The sequence below is a fragment of the Rhodoplanes sp. Z2-YC6860 genome (assembly GCF_001579845.1).
Taxonomy (GTDB): domain Bacteria; phylum Pseudomonadota; class Alphaproteobacteria; order Rhizobiales; family Xanthobacteraceae; genus Z2-YC6860.
In genome coordinates this window covers 3585680-3609959 of sequence record NZ_CP007440.1, presented here as the reverse complement: position 1 = coordinate 3609959, position 24280 = coordinate 3585680, and the positions used below count along the sequence as shown (strand labels likewise).

General features: G+C 61.8%; 22 protein-coding genes. 11 read left to right on the top strand and 11 right to left on the bottom strand.

Translation table 11 applies throughout. The features are described 5' to 3' along the window. Positions 1-22: 22 nt before the first annotated feature. The 10 genes from RHPLAN_RS16585 to RHPLAN_RS16535 form a co-directional block, all read right to left on the bottom strand. Positions 23-1018: a Bug family tripartite tricarboxylate transporter substrate binding protein gene (locus RHPLAN_RS16585; protein WP_084245053.1), complete on the bottom strand. Its 996-nt coding sequence runs from the start codon at positions 1016-1018 to the stop codon at positions 23-25. Between the two features lie 29 nt (positions 1019-1047). Further along, entirely contained in the window at positions 1048-1965 is a 918-nt protein-coding gene (locus RHPLAN_RS16580; RefSeq protein WP_068019990.1) for a TAXI family TRAP transporter solute-binding subunit, read from the bottom strand. Positions 1966-2226: 261 nt separating this feature from the next. Beyond that, positions 2227-3192 (bottom strand): Bug family tripartite tricarboxylate transporter substrate binding protein, encoded by a 966-nt coding sequence (locus tag RHPLAN_RS16575; protein WP_198164983.1) that lies wholly within the window; start codon positions 3190-3192, stop codon positions 2227-2229. Between the two features lie 60 nt (positions 3193-3252). After that, positions 3253-5043, bottom strand: a complete 1791-nt coding sequence (locus tag RHPLAN_RS16570; RefSeq protein WP_068019986.1) for a thiamine pyrophosphate-binding protein — start codon at positions 5041-5043, stop codon at positions 3253-3255. 62 nt (positions 5044-5105) lie between these two features. Beyond that, a complete protein-coding gene (locus RHPLAN_RS16565) occupies positions 5106-6590 on the bottom strand; it encodes an amidase family protein (protein WP_068019983.1) in 1485 nt (494 codons plus the stop codon). 503 nt (positions 6591-7093) lie between these two features. Then, complete coding sequence (locus RHPLAN_RS16555; RefSeq protein WP_068019980.1) at positions 7094-8122, bottom strand: Bug family tripartite tricarboxylate transporter substrate binding protein; 1029 nt, start codon at positions 8120-8122, stop codon at positions 7094-7096. A 55-nt stretch (positions 8123-8177) separates the two neighbouring features. Then, a complete protein-coding gene (locus tag RHPLAN_RS16550) occupies positions 8178-9005 on the bottom strand; it encodes an ABC transporter ATP-binding protein (RefSeq protein WP_198164981.1) in 828 nt (275 codons plus the stop codon). Further along, positions 8984-9961, bottom strand: coding sequence for an ABC transporter ATP-binding protein (locus RHPLAN_RS16545; RefSeq protein ID WP_068019976.1), 978 nt, complete (start codon positions 9959-9961; stop codon positions 8984-8986). The genes RHPLAN_RS16550 and RHPLAN_RS16545 overlap by 22 nt, the downstream gene beginning before the upstream one ends. After that, the gene (locus RHPLAN_RS16540; RefSeq protein ID WP_157100309.1) at positions 9958-10797 is read right to left on the bottom strand and encodes an ABC transporter permease; all 840 of its coding nucleotides are present in this window, start codon (positions 10795-10797) and stop codon (positions 9958-9960) included. Before RHPLAN_RS16540 ends, RHPLAN_RS16545 begins: the two co-directional genes overlap by 4 nt. Beyond that, the gene (locus RHPLAN_RS16535) at positions 10794-11813 is read right to left on the bottom strand and encodes an ABC transporter permease (RefSeq protein WP_084245045.1); all 1020 of its coding nucleotides are present in this window, start codon (positions 11811-11813) and stop codon (positions 10794-10796) included. The genes RHPLAN_RS16540 and RHPLAN_RS16535 overlap by 4 nt, the downstream gene beginning before the upstream one ends. A 239-nt stretch (positions 11814-12052) precedes the next feature. On the opposite strand from RHPLAN_RS16535, the gene RHPLAN_RS16530 reads away from it, so the two are divergent. The 4 genes from RHPLAN_RS16530 (at position 12053) to RHPLAN_RS16515 (ending at position 16079) form a co-directional block, all read left to right on the top strand. After that, on the top strand, positions 12053-13570 hold the full coding sequence (locus RHPLAN_RS16530) for an ABC transporter substrate-binding protein (RefSeq protein WP_084245043.1): 1518 nt from the start codon (positions 12053-12055) through the stop codon (positions 13568-13570). A 10-nt stretch (positions 13571-13580) separates the two neighbouring features. Beyond that, positions 13581-14309 (top strand): isochorismatase family protein, encoded by a 729-nt coding sequence (locus RHPLAN_RS16525; protein WP_068019969.1) that lies wholly within the window; start codon positions 13581-13583, stop codon positions 14307-14309. Between the two features lie 26 nt (positions 14310-14335). After that, entirely contained in the window at positions 14336-15037 is a 702-nt protein-coding gene (locus tag RHPLAN_RS16520; protein WP_068019967.1) for an isochorismatase family protein, read from the top strand. A 70-nt stretch (positions 15038-15107) separates the two neighbouring features. Continuing rightward, positions 15108-16079, top strand: coding sequence for a Bug family tripartite tricarboxylate transporter substrate binding protein (locus RHPLAN_RS16515; protein ID WP_068019966.1), 972 nt, complete (start codon positions 15108-15110; stop codon positions 16077-16079). 7 nt (positions 16080-16086) lie between these two features. Here the strand turns inward: RHPLAN_RS16515 and RHPLAN_RS38415 are convergent, their stop codons facing one another. Continuing rightward, positions 16087-16848, bottom strand: coding sequence for an IclR family transcriptional regulator (locus tag RHPLAN_RS38415; RefSeq protein WP_084245037.1), 762 nt, complete (start codon positions 16846-16848; stop codon positions 16087-16089). Positions 16849-16961: 113 nt separating this feature from the next. Here RHPLAN_RS38415 and RHPLAN_RS16505 point away from each other — a divergent pair, with 113 nt between their 5' ends. The 7 genes from RHPLAN_RS16505 (at position 16962) to RHPLAN_RS16475 (ending at position 24251) form a co-directional block, all read left to right on the top strand. Further along, positions 16962-17813, top strand: a complete 852-nt coding sequence (locus RHPLAN_RS16505) for a p-hydroxycinnamoyl CoA hydratase/lyase (protein ID WP_068019962.1) — start codon at positions 16962-16964, stop codon at positions 17811-17813. Positions 17814-17815: 2 nt separating this feature from the next. Beyond that, on the top strand, positions 17816-18985 hold the full coding sequence (locus RHPLAN_RS16500) for a CaiB/BaiF CoA transferase family protein (protein ID WP_198164979.1): 1170 nt from the start codon (positions 17816-17818) through the stop codon (positions 18983-18985). Positions 18986-19206: 221 nt separating this feature from the next. Further along, on the top strand, positions 19207-20193 hold the full coding sequence (locus tag RHPLAN_RS16495) for a tripartite tricarboxylate transporter substrate-binding protein (RefSeq protein ID WP_198164977.1): 987 nt from the start codon (positions 19207-19209) through the stop codon (positions 20191-20193). Then, positions 20145-20747 carry a flavin reductase family protein gene (locus tag RHPLAN_RS16490; protein ID WP_237180155.1) on the top strand — a complete coding sequence of 201 codons (603 nt, stop codon included), beginning with the start codon at positions 20145-20147 and terminating at the stop codon, positions 20745-20747. Before RHPLAN_RS16495 ends, RHPLAN_RS16490 begins: the two co-directional genes overlap by 49 nt. A 113-nt stretch (positions 20748-20860) precedes the next feature. Further along, the gene (locus tag RHPLAN_RS16485) at positions 20861-21817 is read left to right on the top strand and encodes an ABC transporter substrate-binding protein (protein WP_084245035.1); all 957 of its coding nucleotides are present in this window, start codon (positions 20861-20863) and stop codon (positions 21815-21817) included. 77 nt (positions 21818-21894) lie between these two features. Next, complete coding sequence (locus tag RHPLAN_RS16480) at positions 21895-22701, top strand: enoyl-CoA hydratase/isomerase family protein (protein ID WP_068019955.1); 807 nt, start codon at positions 21895-21897, stop codon at positions 22699-22701. Between the two features lie 2 nt (positions 22702-22703). After that, complete coding sequence (locus tag RHPLAN_RS16475; RefSeq protein WP_068019953.1) at positions 22704-24251, top strand: class I adenylate-forming enzyme family protein; 1548 nt, start codon at positions 22704-22706, stop codon at positions 24249-24251. Positions 24252-24280 lie beyond the last annotated feature (29 nt).

Genomic DNA, 24280 nt, shown 5'->3' with positions numbered 1-24280 from the left:
TCTCCATCACACAGCGCCTGTCCTATTGCGCCGGCAAAGTCTGAATTTCGATATGGGCGTTTCGCACAATCTCGCGCCAGCGCGGTATCTCGGCGCGCACGAAGCTTGCAAACTGTTCTTGCGACATCGCCGGAACCGGATTTTGCCCTATCGCCTCGATCCGTTGCCGGACGTCCGCTTCGCTGAAGATGCGATTGACCTCGCCATTGATGAGTTTGACGACCTCCACGGGCGTGGCCTTTGGGATGAAGATGCCATTCCACGAGGTGACGTCGATCCTCGGCACGCCAGCCTCCTCGATGGTCGGCACTTCGGGCGCAGCCGCCGAGCGTTGCAGCAACGGCGTTGCAATGGCGCGCAACTTCCCGTCACGAACCAGAGGCAATGCAGGCACGATGTCGCTGAATCCGACCAAAACCTCTTCGCCCGAGATCATGGCTGCCAGCATCGGCGGACCGCCGCGATAAGGCACGATCGTGAACTTCGTGTCGGTCAGTCGACTGAATTCCGAAATCGCGAGATGGGTACCGGCGCCAAATCCTGAGATGCCGACGGCAATCTTGCCTGGTTCTTTTTTTGCAGCCTCCACCAGGTCCTTGGCCGTGCGAACACCAAGCCTTGGATTGGCCACCAGCAGCATCGGACTCTGGGCAATCATCGCCACCGCTTGAAAGTCCCGCTCGGTGTCGTAATCGAGGGACTTGTAGAGAGCGAGATTTGTGGTCAGCGGAGAATTGGTGGTCATCAGCCACGTATAGCCGTCGGCAGCCGCCTTCGCCGCACGCGCCGCGCCGATGCTGCCGCCTGCGCCTGCCACGTTCGAAATGACGACAGGCTGGCCCCAGCGCTCGGTCAGCTTCTGGCCCATGATGCGCGCCATCAGGTCCGTGGACCCGCCCGGCGACGATGGCACGATGATCGTGATCGGACGGTCCGGAAAGGCCAGAGCGAGCGTGGACGACAGCACCAGCGCGCCGACGCCAAACGCGATCTCCCGTATCGCTGTACGTAACCTCATTGTGCTCGCCCCTCTCCTCTTGCGCTCCCTCAGAGATATCCGCGCTCACGCCAAAAACGTTCGGCGGCAGGATGCAAAGGCACATCGATCGGTGTATCGGGAGCATCGCGGCACATCCGTTCGAGCGGAAGCGGGCCATCGCCATCCCATGGAATGAGATGTTTGCGCGCATCGAGGGCGGCGCACATCTGCGTGACCAGGGCGTCCGGAAGATCGTCGCGGACGAAGACGGGCCAGCCGCTGAAGTCGATCGTCAGGACGTCTTGCGACAAGGCCGGGTATTTAGCCTTGGCGATCGTACCGCGCCTGTAACCCAAGGTTTCGAGCTTGCGCACGGTCTGCTCGGCCAACGGCAGTATTCTGATGCCCGCCGCCAGGACTTGGGGAGCCCACTCGTATACGCCTTCGTCGAATATGGCGTCGAGTTCGCCGCGGATCAGACGTTCGAACTTCGGCTCGTAGAAATATGGTGTCCTGCCTTCGTATGTGACGGTGCCGCCCCACGATTGCAACTCGGCCAGTGAAAAGCCCGCAGCATGAAGGATGTCGTCGAGCATCGAGTGAAGGCAGTGATCTCGCTGTCCCCGCAGCGAGAGGCGCAAAGGAAGCCGCCGCTCACGGATATCCTCGAAGCGAGACAGCCCGGTGCTCGGATGCACCGCAAAAACATACTGGTCGTGGGACGGGATCACCGTGATGGTGCGAACCGGCGCCGGCGGCTTCGTCGGCGATCCGCGATGGGCGACGGCCAGCGCACCGGACGGGTTGATGATCGCCACGGCGGACTCTCCCGACACCACGGCATCCACGCCCTCGCCCGTGCTGGAGCCGAACAGACGCAACGGCCAATCGGCTTGCTCGGCGGAGCCCTGCGGGCGCAGCAGAACCTTCGCCTGACGCATCGGCTGGTCGTTCATCGCCACCAGTTCGCAAGCCATTTCCAGCATGATGCGCGATCGGATTGCGACGGGGCTGGGCGTGGATGGAGGTTTGGACATCCGGCGACAGTTCGATGGTTGAGCGGCAAGACATTTAAGCGTGCCGCCACACCACCCGTCAATTTTCCGCGGATTGGCCAACCCAGTTACGGCTCGCGACGTCGCACGGCTCTCGCCGATACCTGCGATTGGTGACGAAGTTGGAAGGCCCTCAGCCAGGATGGACAGATGTAAACCGCCAGCCGTGATCATCAGGGCCGGCGGTCGTTCTTACTCCACGCGGATGTTTGCAGTGCGGCTGACTTCGGTCGCGATCGTGCTGTCCTTTTCAAGCTGTTTCAGTGCGGCTGCCCCATCCGCACCGATGACCTCCACGCCAGCGGTTTCGAAGCGGGCACGCGTCTCAGGCTCGGCCAGCGAAGCAACGACGTCGGCCGTGATCTTATCGCGCAGAGCCGCGTCGATACCGGCGGGCGCATACAGCCCGACCCACTGCGTCGAATTGAAGCCCGGCACAGCCGTCTCTGCGATGGTCGGCCAGGATGGATCGAATTTCGAGCGCTTCTCGGTGGTCAGCGCCAGAACCCTCATTCGTCCAGACTGGACGTGAGGCAGCGCCGAGGAAATCGCAACAACTCCGAGCGAGACCTCGCCGCCGGCGATGGCGGTGCCGGCGGGGCCGCCACCCCGATAGGGAACGTGAGTGAGCTTGAGCCCGAGTGCCGAGAACAGCCACTCGCCCGTCATGTGATTCCACGTACCGACACCGGGCGATGCCCACGCGAGATGGCCCGGCTTGCTCTTCGCGTCCGCGATGACGTCCGCCAGTGACTTGTAAGGCGTCGCGCTGTTGGCGACCACCAGCATGGGGTTGTTCGTCACCATCGCCAGCGGCACGAAGTCCTTGCGGAAGTCGTACTTGGTGTTTGGATTGATGACGGGATTGAGCGCCAGCTCGGCATTCGTGCTCATCAGCAGCGTGTAGCCGTCGGGCGTTGCCCGCGTGATCGTGCCAACCGCGATCGAGCCGCCGCCGCCCGGGCGGTTTTCGACAACGACTTGCCTGGCCCAGAGCCGGGACAGACGTTCCGCCAGAACGCGAGCGGCGATGTCGGTAATTCCGGCCGGCGAACTCGGCACGATGATCTGCACCGGACGGTTCGGAAACGATTGGGCGTTGGCGGACGATACGCCACACGCCACGACGAGCATGAAGCAGACAACAAGTTTTCTCACACGGATGGTCCTCGAGTTGGTGCGGAGCATGAAAGCAAGCTGAATGCCAAATAGCCGGGACTAGTCGCCCCTGGTCACCAGCTTGTTCGCATAGCCCGGCAGGACCGAAACATCGATCAGGTAAGGCCGGCCTGAGGCCACGATGGCGAGACCGCGCTCCAGCGCCTCCAGCAGCGCCTTCTTGTACTTGACGGGCCCTTCGGCCTCGACGCCCTGCGATCGGGCCAGACTGGCGATGTCCAGCGCCGGTTCGTCGATGCGCAGTCCGATCCATTTGTTGGAGACCGGCCGTGACCGATCCTTGGCCACCGCTTCCTGATGGATCTCATCGTTGAAGTTCGAGCGGTTGTTCGAAATGATGAACAATGCCGGGATCGAATAGTGCGCGGCCGTCCACAATGCGGTTGCGCCCTGCATGAAATCGCCGTCACCGTCGACGGAAATGACGAACCGATCCGTGTCCTTGAGCGCAAGCGCCGCGCCGATGGCAAGGCCCGGCCCCGCGGCGAGACCCGCGCCACCGTCGTGGCCGAGATAGTCCAGTGGATCGTTCCAATGATAGGCACGGCCGGCCCATCCGAATGAAAGGTGGGTGAGCGTGAACTTCCGGTCTCTGCGTATCTCCGCCAGCGCCACCTCGATATCGCTCGGCATCAGGACCTGATCTGCTCGCTCGCTGTAGTTCAGCGGCTCCCACTTGCGCCGCGACTGGCCATCCCAGCGCTTCTTTCCGCCGAGCACGCTCTCGAGGGCGGGATACAGCTGTTCGACGAAAGCATCGGGATCCGCGGCGATGCCGATGTCGGTCGGCGGCAGCCCGAAGTAGTCCATGCTCCAGCCGTTGTGCAAAACGTCGTCCACCGAGACATGGACGATCTTCGCTTTGATCGTCCCTGTGCGGCGGTTGAGCTGGCGCAGAAAGCCTTGCAGATCGCTGTAGTCGAAGCTGACGATCAGATCTGCCGCTCCGAGCAAATCCTTCGCGGCCGCGCTCATCGAGCCCATCGGCGGCAGCACATGCAAGCCGTGCTGCGTGGGGAATGCAGCCCGTTCCCGTTGCGAACTCATGACCGAAGCACCCGCAAGTTCCGCGAGCTTCACCCGTGCGTCCCAGTGCGCCTGATCGCGCGAGCCGCGGCCGAACATGAAGACGGGGGTCTTGGCCGCCTTGATGGCGTCCGCAACGGCCTGAACGTCCTGGGCCGGAGCGGCTGGGCGGGTCTTGGGACGATAACGCTCGATGTCGGGGATATGGACTTCGCCGGAGACCGCCTCTTCCTGAAGGCCCGCATCCAGACAGATATAGACCGGTGCATTCGGGGTGGAGCACGTGAGTTGGTAGCCACGTAGAAACGCTTCCACGACGCCTTCCACGGAGCGCGGCTCATCGTCCCATTTGACGTAGTTGCGCAGCAACGCGCCCTGGTCCTTGCAGGTATGAATCCAGTCGATCCACGGCCGGCGCTTTTCCGGAACGACCGGGCCGGTGGCGCCGATCACGACCATCGGTACGCGATCGCAGAAAGCATTGAAAAGCCCCATCAGACCATGCATCAGGCCGACATTCGAGTGCAGCACCGCTGCCATCGGCGCATCGGCCGCCTTGGCATAGCCATGAGCAATCGCGACGACATGGTCCTCATGCAGACACATGATCATCTGCGGGTTCTGATTGCCGAGATAATTCACAAGACTGTCGTGGAAGCCGCGGTAGCTCGCGCCGGGATTCAACGCGACATATCGAATGCCGAGCTTTCGGAGCATTTCGGCGGCAACGTCGCTCTTCCAGCCGATCGGAAACTCCGCAGGCAGATTCGGCTGGTCGACGTCGCTCATCTTGATGTTCTGCATTTTCTCTCTTTCTTCATTCCTCGTGAGCACGCACGCGCAGGAGTTCAGCCGCTGCCCAAGCTTCAGGGCATGGACGGCGGCGCCTTCCGGTGCTGCGTCGCCTGCTCATAGCCATAGGCAAGCTCGATCATTTTCGCGTCGTCGTAGGGCCGACCGAGGAACGTGATGCCGGCAGGAAGATTGTCCCGCGTGAAGCCCGCTGGCACGACGATCGACGGCACGAACATCAAATACGTGTTGATGTGAGGAGCGCCTTTCTGGTCGACGAAGGGCGGGTTGACGCCGTCCTTGATCAACGTCGGCTGATGCTCGACGGCCTTATGAACGATCGCGTCGAGCCTGTGGTCCGCCATGACCTGCAGCAGATTGATCATCAGTGTCTCCCGCGCCTTCATGTAGGCGTGGTGCTGCGCGGGCGTATCGGCGTTGGTCCAGCGCCGGTTGGCACTCTTCGAGACTTTCGCAAACAGCGGAGAGGCCATTGCGGCTTCGCGGGTGGCGAACGGCGCCTGCCCGCCGGCGAAATACAGTTCGAACATCCGATCGTCGGCCGCGACGTCGCGCGCGCGCAGATCGAGCAGAGCGTTGAGGTCCGGAATGACGATTGGATCGATCACATCGGCCCCCGCCTTCCGAAGATCGGCCACCGCCCTGTCGAACACTGCCGTTACTTTCGCAAAGTCTTCGGATCCGGGCTCGGAGTCATAGCCCATCGATTGCCGCAGAATGCCGAGCCGCGCGCCTTTCAGGGCATCCGGCTTCAGGCCGGCCGAATAGCTGTCCGCGGTTCGACCGATGCCATATGCGGTCACGGGATCGTTCGGATCGTACCCCACCATTCCGTCGAGCAACTTGGCGAGGTCAGTTACCGTTCGCGCCATCGGACCGAGCGAGCCGTTGACGGTCGGCCAGCCGCCATACACGCCGCCCCGACTGACGAGTCCGATGGTCGGTCGCATGCCGACGACGCCGTTCCAGATCGCCGGGCGGCGGATGGAAGAAAAGCCCTCTTGTCCGACCGCCACGGTGCAGAAATTCGCAGAGACGGCGGCGCCCGAGCCGCCGGACGATCCGCCGGCAGTTCGCTCGTGGTCGTAGACATTCCTGGTCGAACCGAACAGCGATCCGTGGGTATCGCCGCCGCCGAGTTCGCCGAGCGTGACCTTGCCCAGGAAAATGGCGCCAGCCTTCCGCAGCTTCGCGACCGCAAAGGCGTCCGCCTTCGGCATGTAGTCCTTGAACAGCACCGAGCCGAGCGTCGTGGGCATTCCAGCGACGTCGCCCTGATCCTTCATCAGGATCGGAATGCCGTGCATCGGCCCGACAAGGGCCGACGACCGCATTGCTGCGTCCAGCCGATCGGCCTCTTCGAGGGCCTTCGGGTTGAGAGAGATGACGGAATTGATACCAGGCCCCTTCTTGTCATAGGCCTCGATGCGATCGAGATAGGCCTGGACGAGTTGACGCGCCGTGAGTGCGCCATCCCGATAGGCCGCATGGATATCCGCGATCGTCGCTTCTACGACGCGAAAGGGCTTCGCTGCCATCTGTCCTCTTCCTTCACGTGTTGTTCCGACCTGCGTGTCGCGCACGGCTTGTCGCGATCGAGACCTGCCTTGGCATCCCGCGCGGTGCTCAGGTCGAAGAGCGGCTCGCGCGAACGCGCCCAGGAACCGGCGCAAGCGCCCCAGATCGGGAAAACTCCGTCGACCACAACATCCATGCGCTGGCATCCGCCGATGGAAGCATTCGGCGCAATCCCTCAGTTGGGGGGATGACCGTTGCCGATACGAACACAGCATACGAAAAATAGATAAGTTTACAAACGTTTTCTAACTGCTTGTCTGGCTCACGCATTCGGCGCGCCCAGACCCCGCGCCCCGAAACAGGACCGCTCGGCGCACTCCGAACAAATTGCCGCGAAGCGAATTTGCAAGACGAAAGACGCCTGCCCGCGCCCCCGGCTCTCTATGTCTCGAAGCGGCCGAACGGACAGACGGCGCCGACGCAAAGCGCCGGGCCGTTCGCCCGCATGGTTGCCGACGCTTGCTTATTGGGCCTTGAGGTTGGCGGCCCGGATCGAACGGCCGTACTGCTCGTTCTGCCGCCTTAGCAGCGCGGTAAAGTCGGCACCGCACGCGACCGTCGGCGCGAGGCCCTGCAGCGCGAGCTTCTCCTTCATTTCGGGCGATTCGCCCGCTTTGGAAAACCAGCTCCGAAGCTCGCCAACGACACCATTCGGCGTCTTGGCCGGAGCAAGGACGCCATTCCAGCTTTCCTGCTCGTAGTTCGCGTAGCCGGACTCCACGACCGTCGGCACGTCCGGAAGTCCGGGGAAGCGCTTGAGCGAACCGACCGACAATGCCCGGAGCGCGCCGCTCTTGATCTGCTCGGAGACGCTCGTGTAATCGGCGTACACCGCCGCGACATGGCCGCCGAGCAACGCCGTGATCGCAGGAGCCGTTCCTGCGAACGGCACGTATGTGACCTCGACCTGGGCGGCCAGTCGGAGTGCCTCGAGCGCGATATGGCTTGCCGTCGCTGGGCCGGCACTGGCGAACGTGAGCGATCCGGGCTTGGCGCGCGCGGCGTCGATCAGCTCGGCCAGAGTGCGATACGGCGAGTTCGCCGCCACGACCACGAACAATGGAAAACTGACGATATTGCAGATCGGCTCGAAGCTGGTCATCGGGTCGTAATTCTGCGGCCTGATGTGCGGGTTGATGAGAAATGCCGGATTGGTGATGAGCAATGTGCTGCCATCGGGCGCGGCGCGCGCAACAAAGTCCGTGCCGATCGCGGTGCCGGCGCCGGGCCGGTTCTCAACTATAACTGTCGCGCCTTGGGCGCGATTCACCTGCTCTGCGAGAATGCGCGCGAGAATATCGGCGCCGCCGCCTGCCGACAACGGCACGATGATCCTGAGCGATTTGGCGCCCTGGGCGCTTGCATCCGCATTCATCACGAGTCCGGCCGACGCCACAACAAGCCAGCAGGCGAAAGCCGTCAAGGCCTGCATCCGGCGAGCCCGCAGGCGTTTCGAAAAGCGCTCGATCATGAACTGTGCAAAGTTCGGCACTGTCTCTGCCCCTCTGATATGAATGCGATTTGCGTTCGCTATGGCTGGTGCGTCGTCAAAGCCGAGGCACCGCGTTCAAGAGCCGCTGGGTGTAGGCATGCTGCGGCGCTTCGATCAGCGCGCGCGTCGGGCCGCGTTCGACGATCTCGCCGCGCGAGAGCACGACCATGCGATCGCAAAGATATTCCACGACGGCGATGTTGTGGGTGACGAACAGCACCGTCAGTTTCATTTTGTCGCGGATGTCCAGGATCAAATTGAGAACCTGCATCTGCACCGAGACGTCGAGCGACGACACCGGTTCATCCGCGACCAGAACCGCGGGCTCCATCACGATCGCCCGGGCGATACCGATGCGTTGGCGCTGGCCTCCGCTGAATTGATGCGGATAGCGCTCCAGGTCTTCGGTACGCAGCCCCACCAGATTGAGCGCGCCCGCAGCGCGTTCGGCGATTTCGCGACGGCCGACGCCGGCCAGCCGCAGGCCTTCGCCGACGATATCGCGCACCCGCATCCGCGGGTTGAGCGACGAGGTCGGATCCTGAAATATCATGCTGATCCCGCGTTTCGACGCCGGCACGTGGATGCCGCGCGATACGTCGACCAGCACCCGCTCTCCGAGATGCACGATGCCGCTGTCTGGCTGCAGAAGGCCAACTGCAATGCGGCCGAGCGTGGTTTTGCCTGAGCCCGATTCGCCGACGATGGCTAGAATCTCCGACGGTCGCACGTCGATCGAGATGTCCTTCAGCGCCGGCGTGCGATAGGCGGGCTTCAACAATCCGGCAGGCGTCACGAACGTCTTGCCGATGCCGCTAAGGCGCAGCGCAGGCAGCTCGTTCGAGGAAGGAGCCTCGCGATTCAACTGAGCGGATGCAGACATCGGACGCTTTGCGTTGGACTTGCCGCCGAAGTGTCGATGCGGGCCGAGCGGCATTCGGGATGGACATGCGTGCAGCGCTGCGCGAACCGGCAGCCGTCGAACCAGTGGTCGACGCGCGGAACGTTGCCTTCAATCCCGGCCTGGCGCGCAGCTCCTTCGCGCAGCCGCGGCATGCAGGCAAGCAACGCCCCGGTGTAGGGATGCGCCGGCCTGCCGATCACATCGGCCGTCGGGCCGGACTCCATCAGCATACCGCCATAAAGCACGCCGACCCGGTTTGCGAAGCGGTTCACCAGCGCGAGATCGTGGGAAATGAAGAACACCGACAGACGGTATTTCTCCTGCAGCCGCACCAGGATTTCGAGCACCTCCTGCTGGATGGTTACGTCGAGCGCGGTGGTCGGCTCATCGGCGATCAGCAGCAGCGGATCGTTGGCAAGCGCGATCGCGATCATGACGCGCTGACGCATGCCGCCGGATAGCTCGTGCGGATATTGCGCGGCGACCTTTCCGGGATTGTCGAAACGCACGTCCGCTAGCAGTTGCATGATGCGCTCGCGCCGCGCCGAGCGGCTCGCGGACTGGTGCGTCTGCAAGGCTTCGTCGATCTGCGCCGCAACCGTCATGATGGGATTGAGCGAGGTCATCGGCTCCTGGAAGATCATGCTCATCGCTTGACCGCGCAGCTTGCGCATCGCCCGTTCCGGCGCCTGCGCGACATCGGTTCCGGTGACCAGGAGCGAGCCGGCGATGCGAAGTTTGCCCGGGGGGAGAAGCCGCATCACGGCCTTGGCGATGGTGGTCTTGCCAGAGCCGCTTTCGCCGATCAGCGCGAAAAACTCCCCCCGCGCCACGCGAAAGCTCACGTCGTCGACAACCTTGAGCTCGCCGCCGTCCTGACGCAGGAACAGGCTCAGGTTCCGGGCCTCGAGTACGATGTCGGAGTCGGCTGTCATACGAGATTCAGGTCGGCTTTGGGATCGAACAGGTCGCGCAGCCAATCGCCCAATAGATTCAATCCGATGACGGTGATGAAGATGCCGAGGCCGGGAAACACCGCGAGCCACCAGGCTCGCGTGATGTAGGAGCGGCCATCCGCGAGCATGCCGCCCCAGGTCGCGGTGCCTGGCGGCACGCCCAAGCCAAGAAAGCTAAGGCTCGCTTCAGCGATGATCGCGGTCGCCATGCTGAAGGTGGCGACGACCACGGCCGATGCGACGACATTCGGGATGATGTGCCGCCGCAAGATCCACACCGTGCCGCCGCCCATGATCATCGACGCCAGGACGAAGTCGCGCGAGCGCAGCGCCAGAGCCTGGGCGCGGGTCAGGCGCGCATAGGGAATCCAACGCTGGACGGTCAACGCGATGATGAGGTTCGGCAAGTTCTGGCCGAACAGCGAAACGATCGCGATCGCCAGAAGGATCGGCGGAAACGCCCAGAACGTCTCGACGACCTTCTGCAGCACGACGTCACGCCAGCCACCGAGGAATCCCGATGTCGTGCCGACAAGCACACCGACGACGCCGGAAATGACCACCACCGAGGCGGCGATCATCAACGACACACGGGCACCCGAAACCATACGCGCGAAGATGTCGCGCCCAAGCTGATCGGTGCCGAAGATATAGCCCTCAGCGAAGTCGAACGGCGGCTGAAGCGACGCGATCAGATTCTGTTCCTCCGGGTCGTGCGAGGTCAGAAACTGTCCCGCCAGCGCCATCATCACGATGCTGCCGACGCAGAGTGCGCCGATGATGAACTTGGTCTGGAGAAATGTTCTCGCTCTCAATGCCGCGCCCCTCCGGCCGCAGCGACGCGCGGGTCGATGACGAAGTAAAACATGTCGATCAGCACGTTCAGCGCGATGAACAGCGTCGTGTACACCACGACAACCCCAGTCGTAAGCGGCGTATCACGCACGTTCACGGCCTGATAAAGCAAGCTGCCGACGCCCGGCCAGGAGAAGATCACCTCGACGATGATGGTGCCGCTCATCAGGACGCCGAGTTCCAGACCGATGATCGTGGTGATCGGGATGGCGGCGTTCGGGAGAAGATGGTGGCGGATGATCCGCGCCCGGCTGACGCCCTTGGCCACCGCGGTGGAGATGAAATCCTCCTGGCCGACGTCGATCAGGGCTGAGCGCGCGATGCGGGCGATGATGCCGACCATGCCGGCCGCAAGCGTCATGGCCGGCAATGCGAGATGGAGCAGCACCAAGCCGAAAGTCCGGAATTGTCCGGCCATGAGGCTGTCGACCAGGTAGAACCCCGTGCTTTCGGATATCGGGGTCCCATAAGGCAAACGTCCGCTCGACGGCAGGATGTGCAGGTCCGCGGAGAAGAAAAGCACAAGCAAAATGCCCATCCAGAACGATGGCGCGCTGACGCCAGCGACCGCAATCATCGAAACGAGGCCGTCGACCCACTTGCCCTTGTTGAGTGCGGCGGCGATGCCGAGCGGCACACCGACGCCAACCGCAATGACGAGCGTGACCAAGGCGAGTTCGAGCGTGGCCGGCAACCGCTCGGCGATCATGGCGATGACCGGCTGCTGATATCGCAGCGAGGTCCCGAGATCGAAGTGCAGAACGTTCAACAGGAACTTTCCGAATTGCACGTAGAGCGGCTGATCCAGGCCCCACAGCAACCGGAGTCGTTCCACCTCCTCGGGACCGGCGTCGCTCGAGGCGAGCATCGAGGCTGCATCGCCCGGTGCCGAATGCAGCAGAGCAAAGATGCCGCAAATGACCAAAAACAGCACGGGGATGGCCCCGGCCAATCTCAGGAGAATGGCTCTCAGCATTCGAAACCGTCGAGATCAGGCCGTCGCAGCATGCAACAGTGCGTCCCCGCGAGTTGCCGGCATATTCTCTTTCGATAAGCCTAACTGACCTTTCAGTCAAAAAACAGGATGGCCCGCAGCACGGAACGTCGCAGCCGTTAAATCCGTCGACAATTGTTGCGTCGCGTCGCATCATCCGATTGCGGCCCGCCCGAAAGCTATGGAATATATTTGTGCCAAGTCACATTAAGGGATCGAGCATGCCTGCGACGCCCAGCGTTCGAAAGATCGGAATACGCAGCATTCTGGTGGCGATGGCCGTCTGCCTCACCACCGCGGCTTCCGCGGCCAGCCGCGTCACCGTAGCCGTAACCGAGACCATTGCGAGCACCAGCCCGATCGCCGACAGCGTCAACCTGATGTATGGCGTCTGGTGCCAGGTCTATGGCTGTTGGACGCGGTATGACGGTCAAACGCAGACCTACGTCTCCGACTTTTTCGAGAGCTGGAAGACAGAGGACCCCACCACGTGGGTTTTCACCTTGAGGCCGGGCCTCAAGCGTCACAACGGCGAGCCCGTGGTCGCCGAAGATTTCGTCCATACGGTCGATCGGCTCAAAACCGACCCGCAATCGCGGCAGGGCTACAACGTCGCCGAAGTATCGGAAGTGTCGATCCGCGATCCGCGAACCGTGGTGGTCAAGACCAAGACCCCGGCCGCGCCGCTGCTGGACTATCTGACTTTCGTCATCGTGATGTCGAAGGCGCAGTGGGACAAGAACGGCCGCGATGCCGACAAGGATGCATTCGGCATCGGTCCCTACAAGCTGAAAAAGCTTGTGGTCGACAACTACATCGTCCTGGAGAAGGACCCGAACAATCCGAACGTTGCGGCCGACAATCCCGACGAGTTGGTGTTCCAGATCATGCGCGAGCCGGAGCAGCGGGTCACCGCTTTGTTCAATGGGGAAGCGCAGATCGCCCAGTTCATTCCCCCGCATATGGTCGAACGCGTTCAGCAGAACCCCTCCTCCAAGATCGTCATGAGCGATTCGATCGAGGCGATGTTCCTCGCAATGAGCCCGCTCGCGCCTCCCTTCGACAAGAAGGAGGTGCGGCAGGCGGTCGGCTATGCGATCGACCGCGATCTCATCATCAAGCGCGTGCTGCAAGGCCAGGCCACCACGCTCAATGGGCCGGTCGGACCTGAACAGGTCGGCTACTCGCCGGATATCGACTACAAGTACGCATACAATCCGACGAAATCACGCGAGTTGCTGAAGAAGGCAGGCTATCCCGACGGCGTTCCCGTCGATTTCTACGCAACTGTCGGGCGCTACACGCTTGACAAGCAGATTTGTGAAGCGATCGCCCAGATGCTCAATCGCGCCGGCTTCAAGGTCAACCTCAAGACGCCGGAATGGTCCACGCTGTGGGCCAACGTGCAGAAGGGTGGAGTGCCGTTTTACTACATGGGCCGCGGATCGATCATCGATCCGAGCGTGATGATGCAGCAGTATTTCGGCACCGGAGGCTCACCGCGCATCGGATATTCCAGTCCTGACCTCGATAAGCTCCTGACCAAAGAACGCGAGACATTCGACCGCGACGCACGCATGAAGGTGCTCCAGCAGGCGATCGGCGTCATCAACGACGACGCGCCCGCGATATTCCTGTGGCGGCATCAGATGGCCTGGGGCCTATCCAAGTCGATCGAATATGCCCCGGATGTCACCGGATACATCTACGGCACCAAGATTCACGTGAAATCCAAATAGGAGCTCGGCCATGGCATCCGTCGACAAATTTGAGGATCATTGCTGGAACGATGTCATCCCGGCCGACGACATGAAGCTGTACGCGCCTTACGCGCGGGAAACCTTCGTGGGACCGGATGTCGCGTTCCTGGCAATCGATCTCTACAATGCCGTCTATCGCGGCGGCCCGGGCCGACCGGTCGATCTCGACCAACAGTATCCGAACAGTTGCGGCGTGTTCGCGCATCGCGCGATCGAGCCGACCAAGAAGCTGTTCGCCGCAGTGCGGCGCGCCGGCCTGCAGGTGTTCTATTGCACCCAGGAAACCAGACCGAACAACCGTCCAAAGGGCGCGGTCTCGACCCGGCGCAGCATGAAGATGCCGGCCGACGACGTCGACAACTATGGGATCTATCACGAGTTCGCCCCGCAGCCGGAAGACGTCATCATCACCAAGCAGCGCGCGAGCATCTTCCAGGGGACGCCCTTCCTGTCGCATCTCAATCTTCTTGGCATCCGCAGCCTGATCATCTGCGGCGAAAGCACCTCCGGCTGTGTACGGGCGAGCTCGGTCGATGCCTACTCGAACGGCTTCCACGTTTCACTTGTCGAAGAATGCATCTACGACCGCGCAGAATTGACCCACAAGGTCAACCTGTTCGACCTGCATCATAAATATTGCGACGTGATGCATCTTGACGAGGTTGTGGCGCATCTCGATCGGCTGGCGACGGAGCGGCTTGCACCCGCGGCCGAATGATCCTCAACGGAAGCGAAGGAATTCCAATGGCCAAGACCGCGACGCCCGCTGCCGCCGCCGTGACCCGCACCGATGCCACGTCGAATGTCGTTTACGCCCGTCAGGGCATGGGACAGCGAATCGGCTTTGGGGAACGCCCGGCAGTCCTGCTGGTCGACATGCAAAACGACTTTTGCGACCCCGATGCTCCGACCACGCTCTATCCCTCGATCCGCTCGACCTACGAACCGATCAAAAAGCTCTCCGCCGCGGCACGGGCGAAGAACGTGCCGGTCATCTACACGAAGGGCCTCGTCGCGGCCGACGGCTCCAGCGCCGGCCTGTGGCGCCTGAAGATGAAGCATCACGGCATGCGCGGCGTGCAGATCGAGGGCGGCCGCGGCGCCGAGATCATCGACGAACTTACGCCGCAACCTGGCGACCGCGTCATCAGCAAGTGGCGCCCGAGCGCATTCTTCCGCACCGATCTGGAGGTTTTTCTGGGCGTCGCTCGCATCGACACCCTGCTGCTCTGTGGAACGAGCATGAGCGGCTGCGTCCGGGCGACGGCGACGGATGCCTTCATGCGCGACATCCGCGCCATGATCGTTCGCGAAGGTGTGGCGGATCGAAGCGAAGCCGTCATGGAGGCCAATCTGTTCGACGTCGATCAGAAATATGGCGACGTCGTCACATTGGATATGTGTCTTGCCTATTTGTCCGAGCTTAAAATCGCAGCGACTCGTTGAAGGTGACGAAGTCCGATCGTCGTGCTCAAGCCACCGTCTCACGGGCGCTGTCCTTGGTCTCCGATTGAATATGATCTTCAAATCTGCATGCATCGCGGCGGCGCTGGTCGCCGCAACGCTTACGGCTCGAGCGCAATCCTATCCCGAGCGCCCGGTGCGGATCGTCAGCGGACTGCTCCCCGGGACCAGCGGTGACATGGTCGGCCGCATGCTGGCCGAGAAGCTCTCCGTCCAGATGCGCCAGCCCGTGATCTTCGAGAACCGTCCCGGCGCCAACGGACAGATTGCCGCAAAGGCAATGAAGCAATCGACGCCTGACGGCTACAATCTCCTTTTCACGGCGTCGAGCACGATGGTCACCGCGCCGCTCATCAGCGCGACGACCGGATTTGACGTCTTCAAGGACTTCGTTCCGATCACGCAAGCGGCCGCTGCACCGCTCTATCTCGTCGTCAGTTCCGAAGCCGGCATATCGAGCACCGAGGAATTGATCGAATACGCCAAGAAGAACCCCGGGAAGCTGAATTACGGAAGCGTCGGCCGCGGCTCGGTGTTCCACTTCCAGGGAGAGGCGCTGAACGTCGCAGCCGGCATCAACATGGTGCACGTGCCCTATGCGGCCTCGAACATGTCGAACATCATCGGCGACCTTATGACCGATCGCCTGCAGGTGTTCTTCCCCGCGTATTCTGCGGTGCTGGGAGTATTGCCGCTCGGGAAAGTGAAGCTTTTGGGCGTCTTTGCCGATCAGAGGTTGCCGCAGCGGCCTGAACTCCCGCTCGTCAAAGATGCGATTCCCGCGCTCACCACAGTGCCATCGTGGTTCGGCCTGTTCGGACCGATTGGCCTGGATGCGGCCATTGGCGCCCGCCTTGAATCGGAGGTGCGGACCGCATTGAAGGATCCCGACGTCGTCCGCAAGCTCGAAGACGTCGGCATGGTCCCCCTCGGCAGTACAAGCTTCGAAATGGCCGCTCAGCTCGATCGTCAAACCCGTGAGATGAAGCAGCTCGCCGCTCAGATCGGCATCAAGCCCGAATAAGACCCACTCACCGGCTATCGGACACGTTCCATGATCTTGCCGCGGGCCGCGAACAAGACCGGCAGCAGCGCGCGGACCTGGTCCGGCCCAAGCTTGTGCCGCGGCCCCTCGAGTGCGATCGCGCAAATTGCGCGGCCTTTTGGGTTGAGCAAGGCGCAGGCGACACCCCGCACCCCGGACTGAGTTCCTCATTATCGATGGCGTAGCCTCTGACAACGACATCCGCCATCTCGCGAAGCAAGTGATCGCGCCGGCCGATCGTACGGCCGGTGTGAACGCGCAGCCGTTCGGCGTCGTAGATTCGCATCAGTTCGGCACGCGGAAGCAGCGAAAGCAGCGCCTTGCCGATGCTGTGAGCATGAGCATCAAGCCGAGCGCCGACCGCATGTGTTCCTTTCGATGCACGCAGCGGCAAGGCTCGCTGCTCAATCACCGCATGCGGGCCATCCAGATAACCAAGATAGGCGGCAAGGCCGCTTTGAGAGGCAAGTTCGTGCAAAAACGGCTCGGCACGATTGACGATACGCCTGATAATCAGGCGCCGGTTCCCGAACAGCGTGAGGGAAAAGCCAATCGTGTAGAGCTTGCGACCGGGGTCCAGGACGACATACCCGAGCCGCCCAAGATTCTGCAGGAACCGGTGTGTTGTGCTGACAGGCAGACCGGTGTGTCCGGCGACTTCGCTCGCGGTCAGACCCTTCTGGGCGCCATTCAGCGCCTCGAGTATGGCAAAGGCCTTCGCCAGCGAATGGTTCGGGGAGTAGGACAATTGGCCCTCCTGTTTCTTCTCACATATTGAGAAGATTTGGGCAATTGGCTTTTCGGCCGCACGGCTCGCTTGGTTGACTGGCTCCCGAACAGGAAGCCCCGCGGAGGAGCGAAATGGCCGAACGCAAGCCCTACGAAAACATTCACGTCGATAACGCCGACGGCATCACCACGGTGACGCTCAACCGACCGGACAAGCGGAATGCCATGAGCCCGGCGCTCGACGAGGAAATGCTCGACTGCATCCTCAAGCTTGAAGCCGACCCGGACACCCGCGTGCTGATCCTCACCGGCGCCGGAGAGGCGTGGTCGGCCGGCATGGATCTCAAGCTTTATTTCAGGGCTCTGGAGGGCAATCCTGCCGGGCGCATCAAGGCGGAATGGACCACGCATCAGTGGCGCTGGTACCGTCTCTACAATTTTCCCAAGCCAACCATTGCGATGGTCAACGGCTACTGCTTCGGCGGTGCGTTCACGCAGCTGATCGCCTGCGATATCGCCATTGCCGCCGACACGGCGCGCTTCGGTCTTTCGGAGATCAATTGGGGCGTGATCCCGGGCGGGCTCGTCAGCAAGGTTCTCAGCATCTCGATGAACTACCGCGACAGCATGTACTACGCGCTGAGTGGCGAGAGCTTCGGTGCGGCCGATGCTGAACGCATGGGCCTTGTCACCAAGGTGGTGCCGGCCGCCAGCCTGAAGCACGATGTGATGAAGCTCGCAAAGCATCTCAGCGAGCTCAATCCGGAAGCGGTGCGTGCCACCAAGCAGGCGGTCAAGACGGTGCGCGACATGAGCATGGACCAGGCCCACGAATACCTGATGGCGAAGTCCGGTCAGCTGGCTTATCGCGACAAGGAAAACGGATATGCCACCGGCATCAAGCAATTCATCGACGACAAGACTTTCCGTCCCGGCTTGCAGCCTTACACCCGCAAAGCTCCCGCGAAGCATGGAGCCGCCTAGCTGTGACGCCGCAGCGCCCTCCCCTGGACGGCCTCAAGGTGCTGGACTTGGGCACCATGGTCACGGCGCCGCTGGCCGCGATGCTGCTCGGGCAGCTTGGCGCCAATGTCACGAAGGTGGAGCATCCCGCCGGTGGCGATCCCTTCCGCAAGACCACCGGCGGCGAATACAGCCCGAACTTCATTGCCTACAATCAGAACAAGACCAGCGTTCAGATCGACCTCAGCAAAGCCGAGGGCCGCGCGCGCTTGCTCGATCTCGTGGCCACAACCGACATCCTGATCGAGAACTACCGGCCGGGAGTCATGCACCGCCTGGGGCTCGACGGCGACGCGCTGTCGAATGCGAATGCCCGGCTCATCCACTGCTCCATCACCGGTTTCGGCAGTGACGGACCTTATGTCGACCGCGCCGCTTACGATACGGTGGGGATTGGGCTGTCCGGCATTCTTCATCTTTATCTTGATCCCGCGCGGCCTCAGGTGTTCGGTCCAACGCTGAGCGACAATGCGACGGGGCTCTACGCCTTCGGAGGCATTCTCGCCGCGCTGCATGCGCGCGAAAGGACCGGCCAAGGCCAACGCGTCGAGCTGAACATGCTCGAAAGTGCGATTGCGTTCATTCCTGATGCGTTCGCTTATTGGACGCAGGCCGGCACCGACTACGGCCCACTGTCGCGCGTAGCGTCATCGCAGTGTTTCGCCTGGGTTTGCGCCGACGGCCGGGCGATCTCGGTCCACCTTTCCGTCCCCGACAAGTTCTGGACGAACCTGCTTGATGCACTCCAAGCGCACGCCACGTTGGGCGTCGATCCCCGTTACCGATCGCGCAAGGAGCGCGTGGAGAACTACGTGAGCCTGGCCGAGGAGCTCGCAAACATCGTCCGCACCAAGCCCCGCCTCCACTGGGAAAAGGTCTTCGCCGAGCACGATCTGCCGTTTGCGCCCGTCAACACCATCGCTGAAGTGCTCGACGATCCGCAGGTGCGCCACCTCGGAACGTTCGAGACGGTCCGGCATCCGGACAAAGGCGAGATTACGGGTATCCGCAATCCGATCCGCATCAATGGCATTCGTGGTCCTGTCGTGGCGCCGCCCACGCTTGGAGAACGCGACGGACAGATCTCTGCTCCGCGTCCAGACGCCGACCGGCTCATATCCCGCTCCGCATAGCGAAGGATTGCACCATGGCCGATGAACCATCCTCCAATCACCATCCGGCCCCGACGCTTCCCGATCGTCGACGCATCCTCACCTACATCGGTGCAGTGTCTTGCGCGATGGCCGCAACCGCTTCGACCATCCGTAGAGCCGAGGCGGGCTGGCCCGATCGTATCGTAAAGCTTGTGGTGCCCTTTGCGGCTGGAGGTCCTCCCGATTTTGTCGCGCGCGTCTTGGCCGATCCGCTCGCCGCGGAGATCGGCGGCACGGTGGTGGTGGACAACCGGCCAGGGGCCGGAGGCAGCACGGGAGTCACCGGGGTCGCACGCGCCGAGCCAGATGGCTATACGCTCCTGATTGCAACGAGCGCCTATATCGTGAACAAGGCGCTCAACGATCAACTGAGCTACGATCCGGTCAAGGATTTCACACCGATCTGCGAAATCGCCAACGCGCCGAACATATTCGTGGTCAACGCCAATCTCGGCGTCAATTCGCTCCAGGAATTTATCGCCTTCGCGCGCAGCCAGGCGAAGGGCGTGAACTATTCGAGTCCAGGACTCGGCACCACACCGCAGCTGTCCTCGGAGCTGCTGCGAGTGCGCGCCAAGATTTCCATGGAGCACATCCCCTACAACAGCGGCCCGCAGGCGGCTCAGGCTGTGCTGACCAATCTGGTCCAGTTGTCCTGCTCCGCGATCCCGCTTGTGCAGCCTCACATCGAGGCGGGAACGCTCAAACCTTTGGCGGTCACCAGTGCGACGCGCTGGCGCGCACTGCCAGACGTGCCGACGATGGCGGAATCCGGTTTCGACGATTTCGTGCTCGACACCATGGTGATGCTGGCCGGTCCGGCGCGTCTGCCTCCCGCCGTGACTGCGAGGCTGTCGGACGCAACGCAGGCGATCCTGGCGCGACCCGCGATACGCGATGCTTTGCAACGTGGTGGTTTCGATGTCGCCGCAAAGCCACCTGCAGAGCTCGGGGCCCGCATCTCCAAGGAAGTTCCGATGTGGCGCGACATCGTGGCGGGTGACGGGCCTCAAGCGGGAATAGACCGAAATGGCGCCAGCCGCCAAAATGACAAATCCGATGAAAGGCATTCCCCATGTTCTATGAACCCGCGAAAAACAACCATGGTCTTCGCTTTGCGCCTTTCAAATCCTGCATCGTGCCTCGGCCGATCGCCTGGGTCTCCACCGTCAATGCCAAAGGCGTGATCAACCTTTCACCCTTCAGCCAAAGCAATATTCTGGGTTGGGATCCCCCATACGTGATGTTCTCGGCCTTCACGCGGTTCGATGGCCGGCGCAAGGACAGCGTCGCCAATGCCGAAGAAACCGGTGAGTTCGTTTTCAATATGGCGACCTACGCGCTGCGAGACGCGGTGGTCTTGACCAGCGCGATCGAAGAGCCCGGCATCGACGAAATGGCACAGGCCGGCCTGACGCCCGCGCCGTCACGACTCGTCAAACCTCCGCGGGTTGCCGAGTGCCCGATCAGTCTCGAGTGCAAACACTATCAGACGACGGTGCTGCCTTCGGACACCGCCGGCCTTTACAACTCCGTCGTCATGGGCCGCGTCGTCGGCATTCACATCGACGACTCCATTATCACCGCGGCCGGGAAGCTCGACATGCTCAAGGCGCGTCCGCTCGCCCGCATGGGTTATCTCGACTACACCTCGGTGACCGAGGTGTTTGAGTTGCGGCCGGCAGGCACTCCCGAAAACAGCGTGATCGGCATGAGCGGAGGGCGCGTGGCTTCGGGTTGAAGTCATTTGACAGGCAGAGCGCGATGCAACGGGTCATGTACGCGACGCTTTGCCTTCGTTGACTCGCCGCGGACTGCTTTATAGCGTTCATCAATGCTTCCGGAGAGGACAACATGCTTCGCAAATTGCTAGTCGCCGGAATCGCAGCTCTCATCGGAGCATGCGGTATAGTGTCATCGACGAACGCTTCGCGCGCCGCCGACGTGGTCAAGGTCCACACTCCCTCCCCGGGTTTTGAAACGATGCCGTTCCTGATCGCGGACGATCTGGGATTCTACAAAAAGCAGGACATCCAGTTCGAACGCCAGGGCATGAAGGTTGACTTGGGCGTGATGGCCGTGGTCGGAGGCCAAGCAGACGTCACGCAAATTCTCGGATTGTCGCTGCGTGGGGCCATCGAAAAAGGCGCCGACGTGCGCATCGCAATGGTGTTCAACAAACTGCCGACATACAGTTTGTTCGCACGCAAACCCGTCGCTTCCTACAAAGATCTAAAAGAACAAAAGATCGCCTCGAGCAGCAGCGGCGCGTCAGCAACCCGCATCCTGCGGGTGGCATTGCGGGAAAATGGCCTCGACCCGGATAAGGACGTCAATCTCTTCTATATCGGAGAGCCGCCGACGATCTATCAATCGCTGGTGAGCGGCGCGGTCTCAGCCGCCGTGTTGACCTCCCCTTTCGATGTCGCCGCCGCCGCCCGGCCTGACTTGATCGAGCTGCCGTTTGCCAACAAGCCGGGCGTTCTGATGGCCGGCGTCGCCGCCAATACCAAGTTCCTGTACGGTCGCCCCGATGTGGCAAAGCGTTTCCTGCACGCGACCTGGGAAGGTATGAACTACCTGATTTCGCACCGTGACGAATCCATCAAGCTCACAATGAAACATCTCAAGATCGACGAAGCCACGGCATCGAAGATCTACGATCGTTGGATCAAGCTTTTCGAACCCGACGGAACGCTGTCGCCTGAATTCATCCAGCAGGTGCTGATGTTTGAATTCGGCAAGGCCAGCCCCGACATGGCGAGCAAAGCCTTCGACTTCTCGGTCGTGAAGAGCTTCGCGTCTCAATGACGGAATGAAGAAACAGCCGCTGCGCCATCGCGCGACTCGGCAACAGGATGAAGACATCTCCAGTTGGAGCCAAATGAATGTCCGATCAGCATGTCGTCACGGTCATCGACAAAGCCTCACACATCGCCTGGATGAAGCTCAATCGACCGGAGAAAAAGAATTGCTTGTCCAACGCGATGATGGGCAAGATGATTGCCGACATCAGGACGATCACCGAGGATCGGGACATCAAGGTTCTGGTCCTGTCGGCCAGTGGCGATTCGTTCTGCTCAGGGCTTGATCTCCGCGATCTTCGAGAAGCCAACAAGCAAGAGCATCGCTTCGGACGCGAGGAATCCACTCGCGAGATCACGCAGCTGCTTCGCAAAATGCCGCAGATCACCATTGCATCCGTGCAAGGCTGGTGTCTGGGCGGAGGCATTGCCCTGCTCAACGCCTGCGATCTCGGAATTGGAGCCGAGGACGCCAAGATCGGCATGCCGGAAGTGCTACGCGGCTCCTATGGCGAGGTGGCGACTCCGACGCTGTTTCACACGAAGATTCCGCTCAAGGTCGCGTTCTATCTCTCGCTCACCGGCCGCAATCTGAGCGGTATCGAGGCCGCCCGCGTCGGATTGCTGTCCCAGGTCGTACCCGCGCAGGAGCTCGATAGCACCGTCAGCCAACTCGCCAAAGAAATCGCGTCCCGCCACAGGATCACGCTCGCGCACGCCAAGATCGCCGGCTACACCGAGGTCGACTTGCCGTTCCCGCAAGCGATGGCCGCCGACGAATTGATCGGCCACCGCCAGCGCTTCTATGTGGATCCCCTCAACGACGTCACCGGCTATCTCGAATCGCAGAAGGGTGGCGGCAGCACGGATTATAAGAAGCCAGACGCCTAATCATGATGGCCGAGCGTACGCCAACCTCCGCCGCGGATCTTGGACTCTACACGGTTCACCATACGCTGGCCGTCAATGCGAAGCGCTATGCCAATCGCGTGGCGCTTGCACAAGACGGCGTCCGGATGAGCTATGAGGAAGCGAACGCGCGCGCCAATCAGCTCGCCCACGAATTGATCGCCCGCGGCATTCGCCCCGGTGATCATGTCGGCATTCTTGCCGGCAACTCCATACCCCATGTCATCGCCTTGTATGCCGTGGCCAAGGCTGGCGCCATTTCCGCCGTCCTCGACGTGAAATGGGTCGCCCGTGAAACCGCTATCTCGATTGAACTGTTTCACTGCAGCCTTTTGTTGATCGATCGGGCACACGCTGCACAGGTTGCGCCGGAGGTGATCGCTACACTTCGGTGCGGCGCGCTCTGGTGCGATATCCGCGATCCGAGTCGTTGCGAGTTCGAACAGGCATACCGCGCCAGGCCGGATTCCAATCCGGATGTGCCGGCGCGCGATGATCACGTCTTTATGTACATGCTGACGTCGGGCACGACGGGGCGACCGAAGGGCTGCATCAAGACGCACAAGAGCTATCTGCACAGCTGCATCATCAATTTGCTCGGCAAGCGCATGGTGCCCGGAATGAGCGAGCTCCTGGTGGTGCCGATCTACTACAATTCCGGCCGCAACAGCTTGATCACGCAACTCAGCTTTGGCGGCACGACCCATCTGCGTGAACGCTTCGACCCGATCGACGTGCTTGAGACGATCCAGAAGGAGCGCATCGCATGTATGGCGCTCGCGCCGCAACAATGTGAGGACCTGCTGGTGCAGCCGCGGCTCGACAGCTACGACAAGTCGTCTTTGCGCGTTCTGAGGAAAGCTGGATTGCCGTTCCAGAAGCGATCGGTGCAGGCAATCATGCAGCGCATAACGCCGCATGTCTTCCAAGGCTACGGCGGCACCGAATTCTCGGAGGCATCGATCCTGACCCCCGAGGAACAGCTATCGAAAATCGGCTCGGCCGGGTTGCCGCTCTGGGGCACCGAGATCGACGTCGTCGGCCCGGATCGCAAGCGCCTGCCGCCGGGCACGCAGGGTGTCATCCGGGTCCGCAGCCCGAGCGTCTGCGAGGGCTATTATAACGACACCGATGCCACCGCCACTTCGTTTCAGGACGGCTGGTATTATTCGGGAGACCTCGGCTTCCTCGACGACGACGGATATCTCTATATTTCCGACCGCGAAAAGAACCTCATCAAAACCGGCGGCATCAACGTCTCGCCTGCCGAGATCGAAGACGTTCTTCTTTCCTTTGAAGAAGTTGCCGATGCTGCCGTCATTGGCGTGCCCGACGAGAGGTGGGGTACGGCGATCAAGGCGGTCATCGAGCTTCGGCCGGGCGCCCGACTGTCCGAACCGGAATTGCTCCGTCGCTGCGCGGAAGGTCTGTCGCGCTACAAGCTTCCGAAGACGGTCGAATTCGTCGAACGCCTGTCGCGCAACGCTCTCGGCAAGCTCGGCCGGATTCCCGATCGCACGCCCTCCTCCTGAGGCACAACGACCCGCTTGGCCCTTCTCGG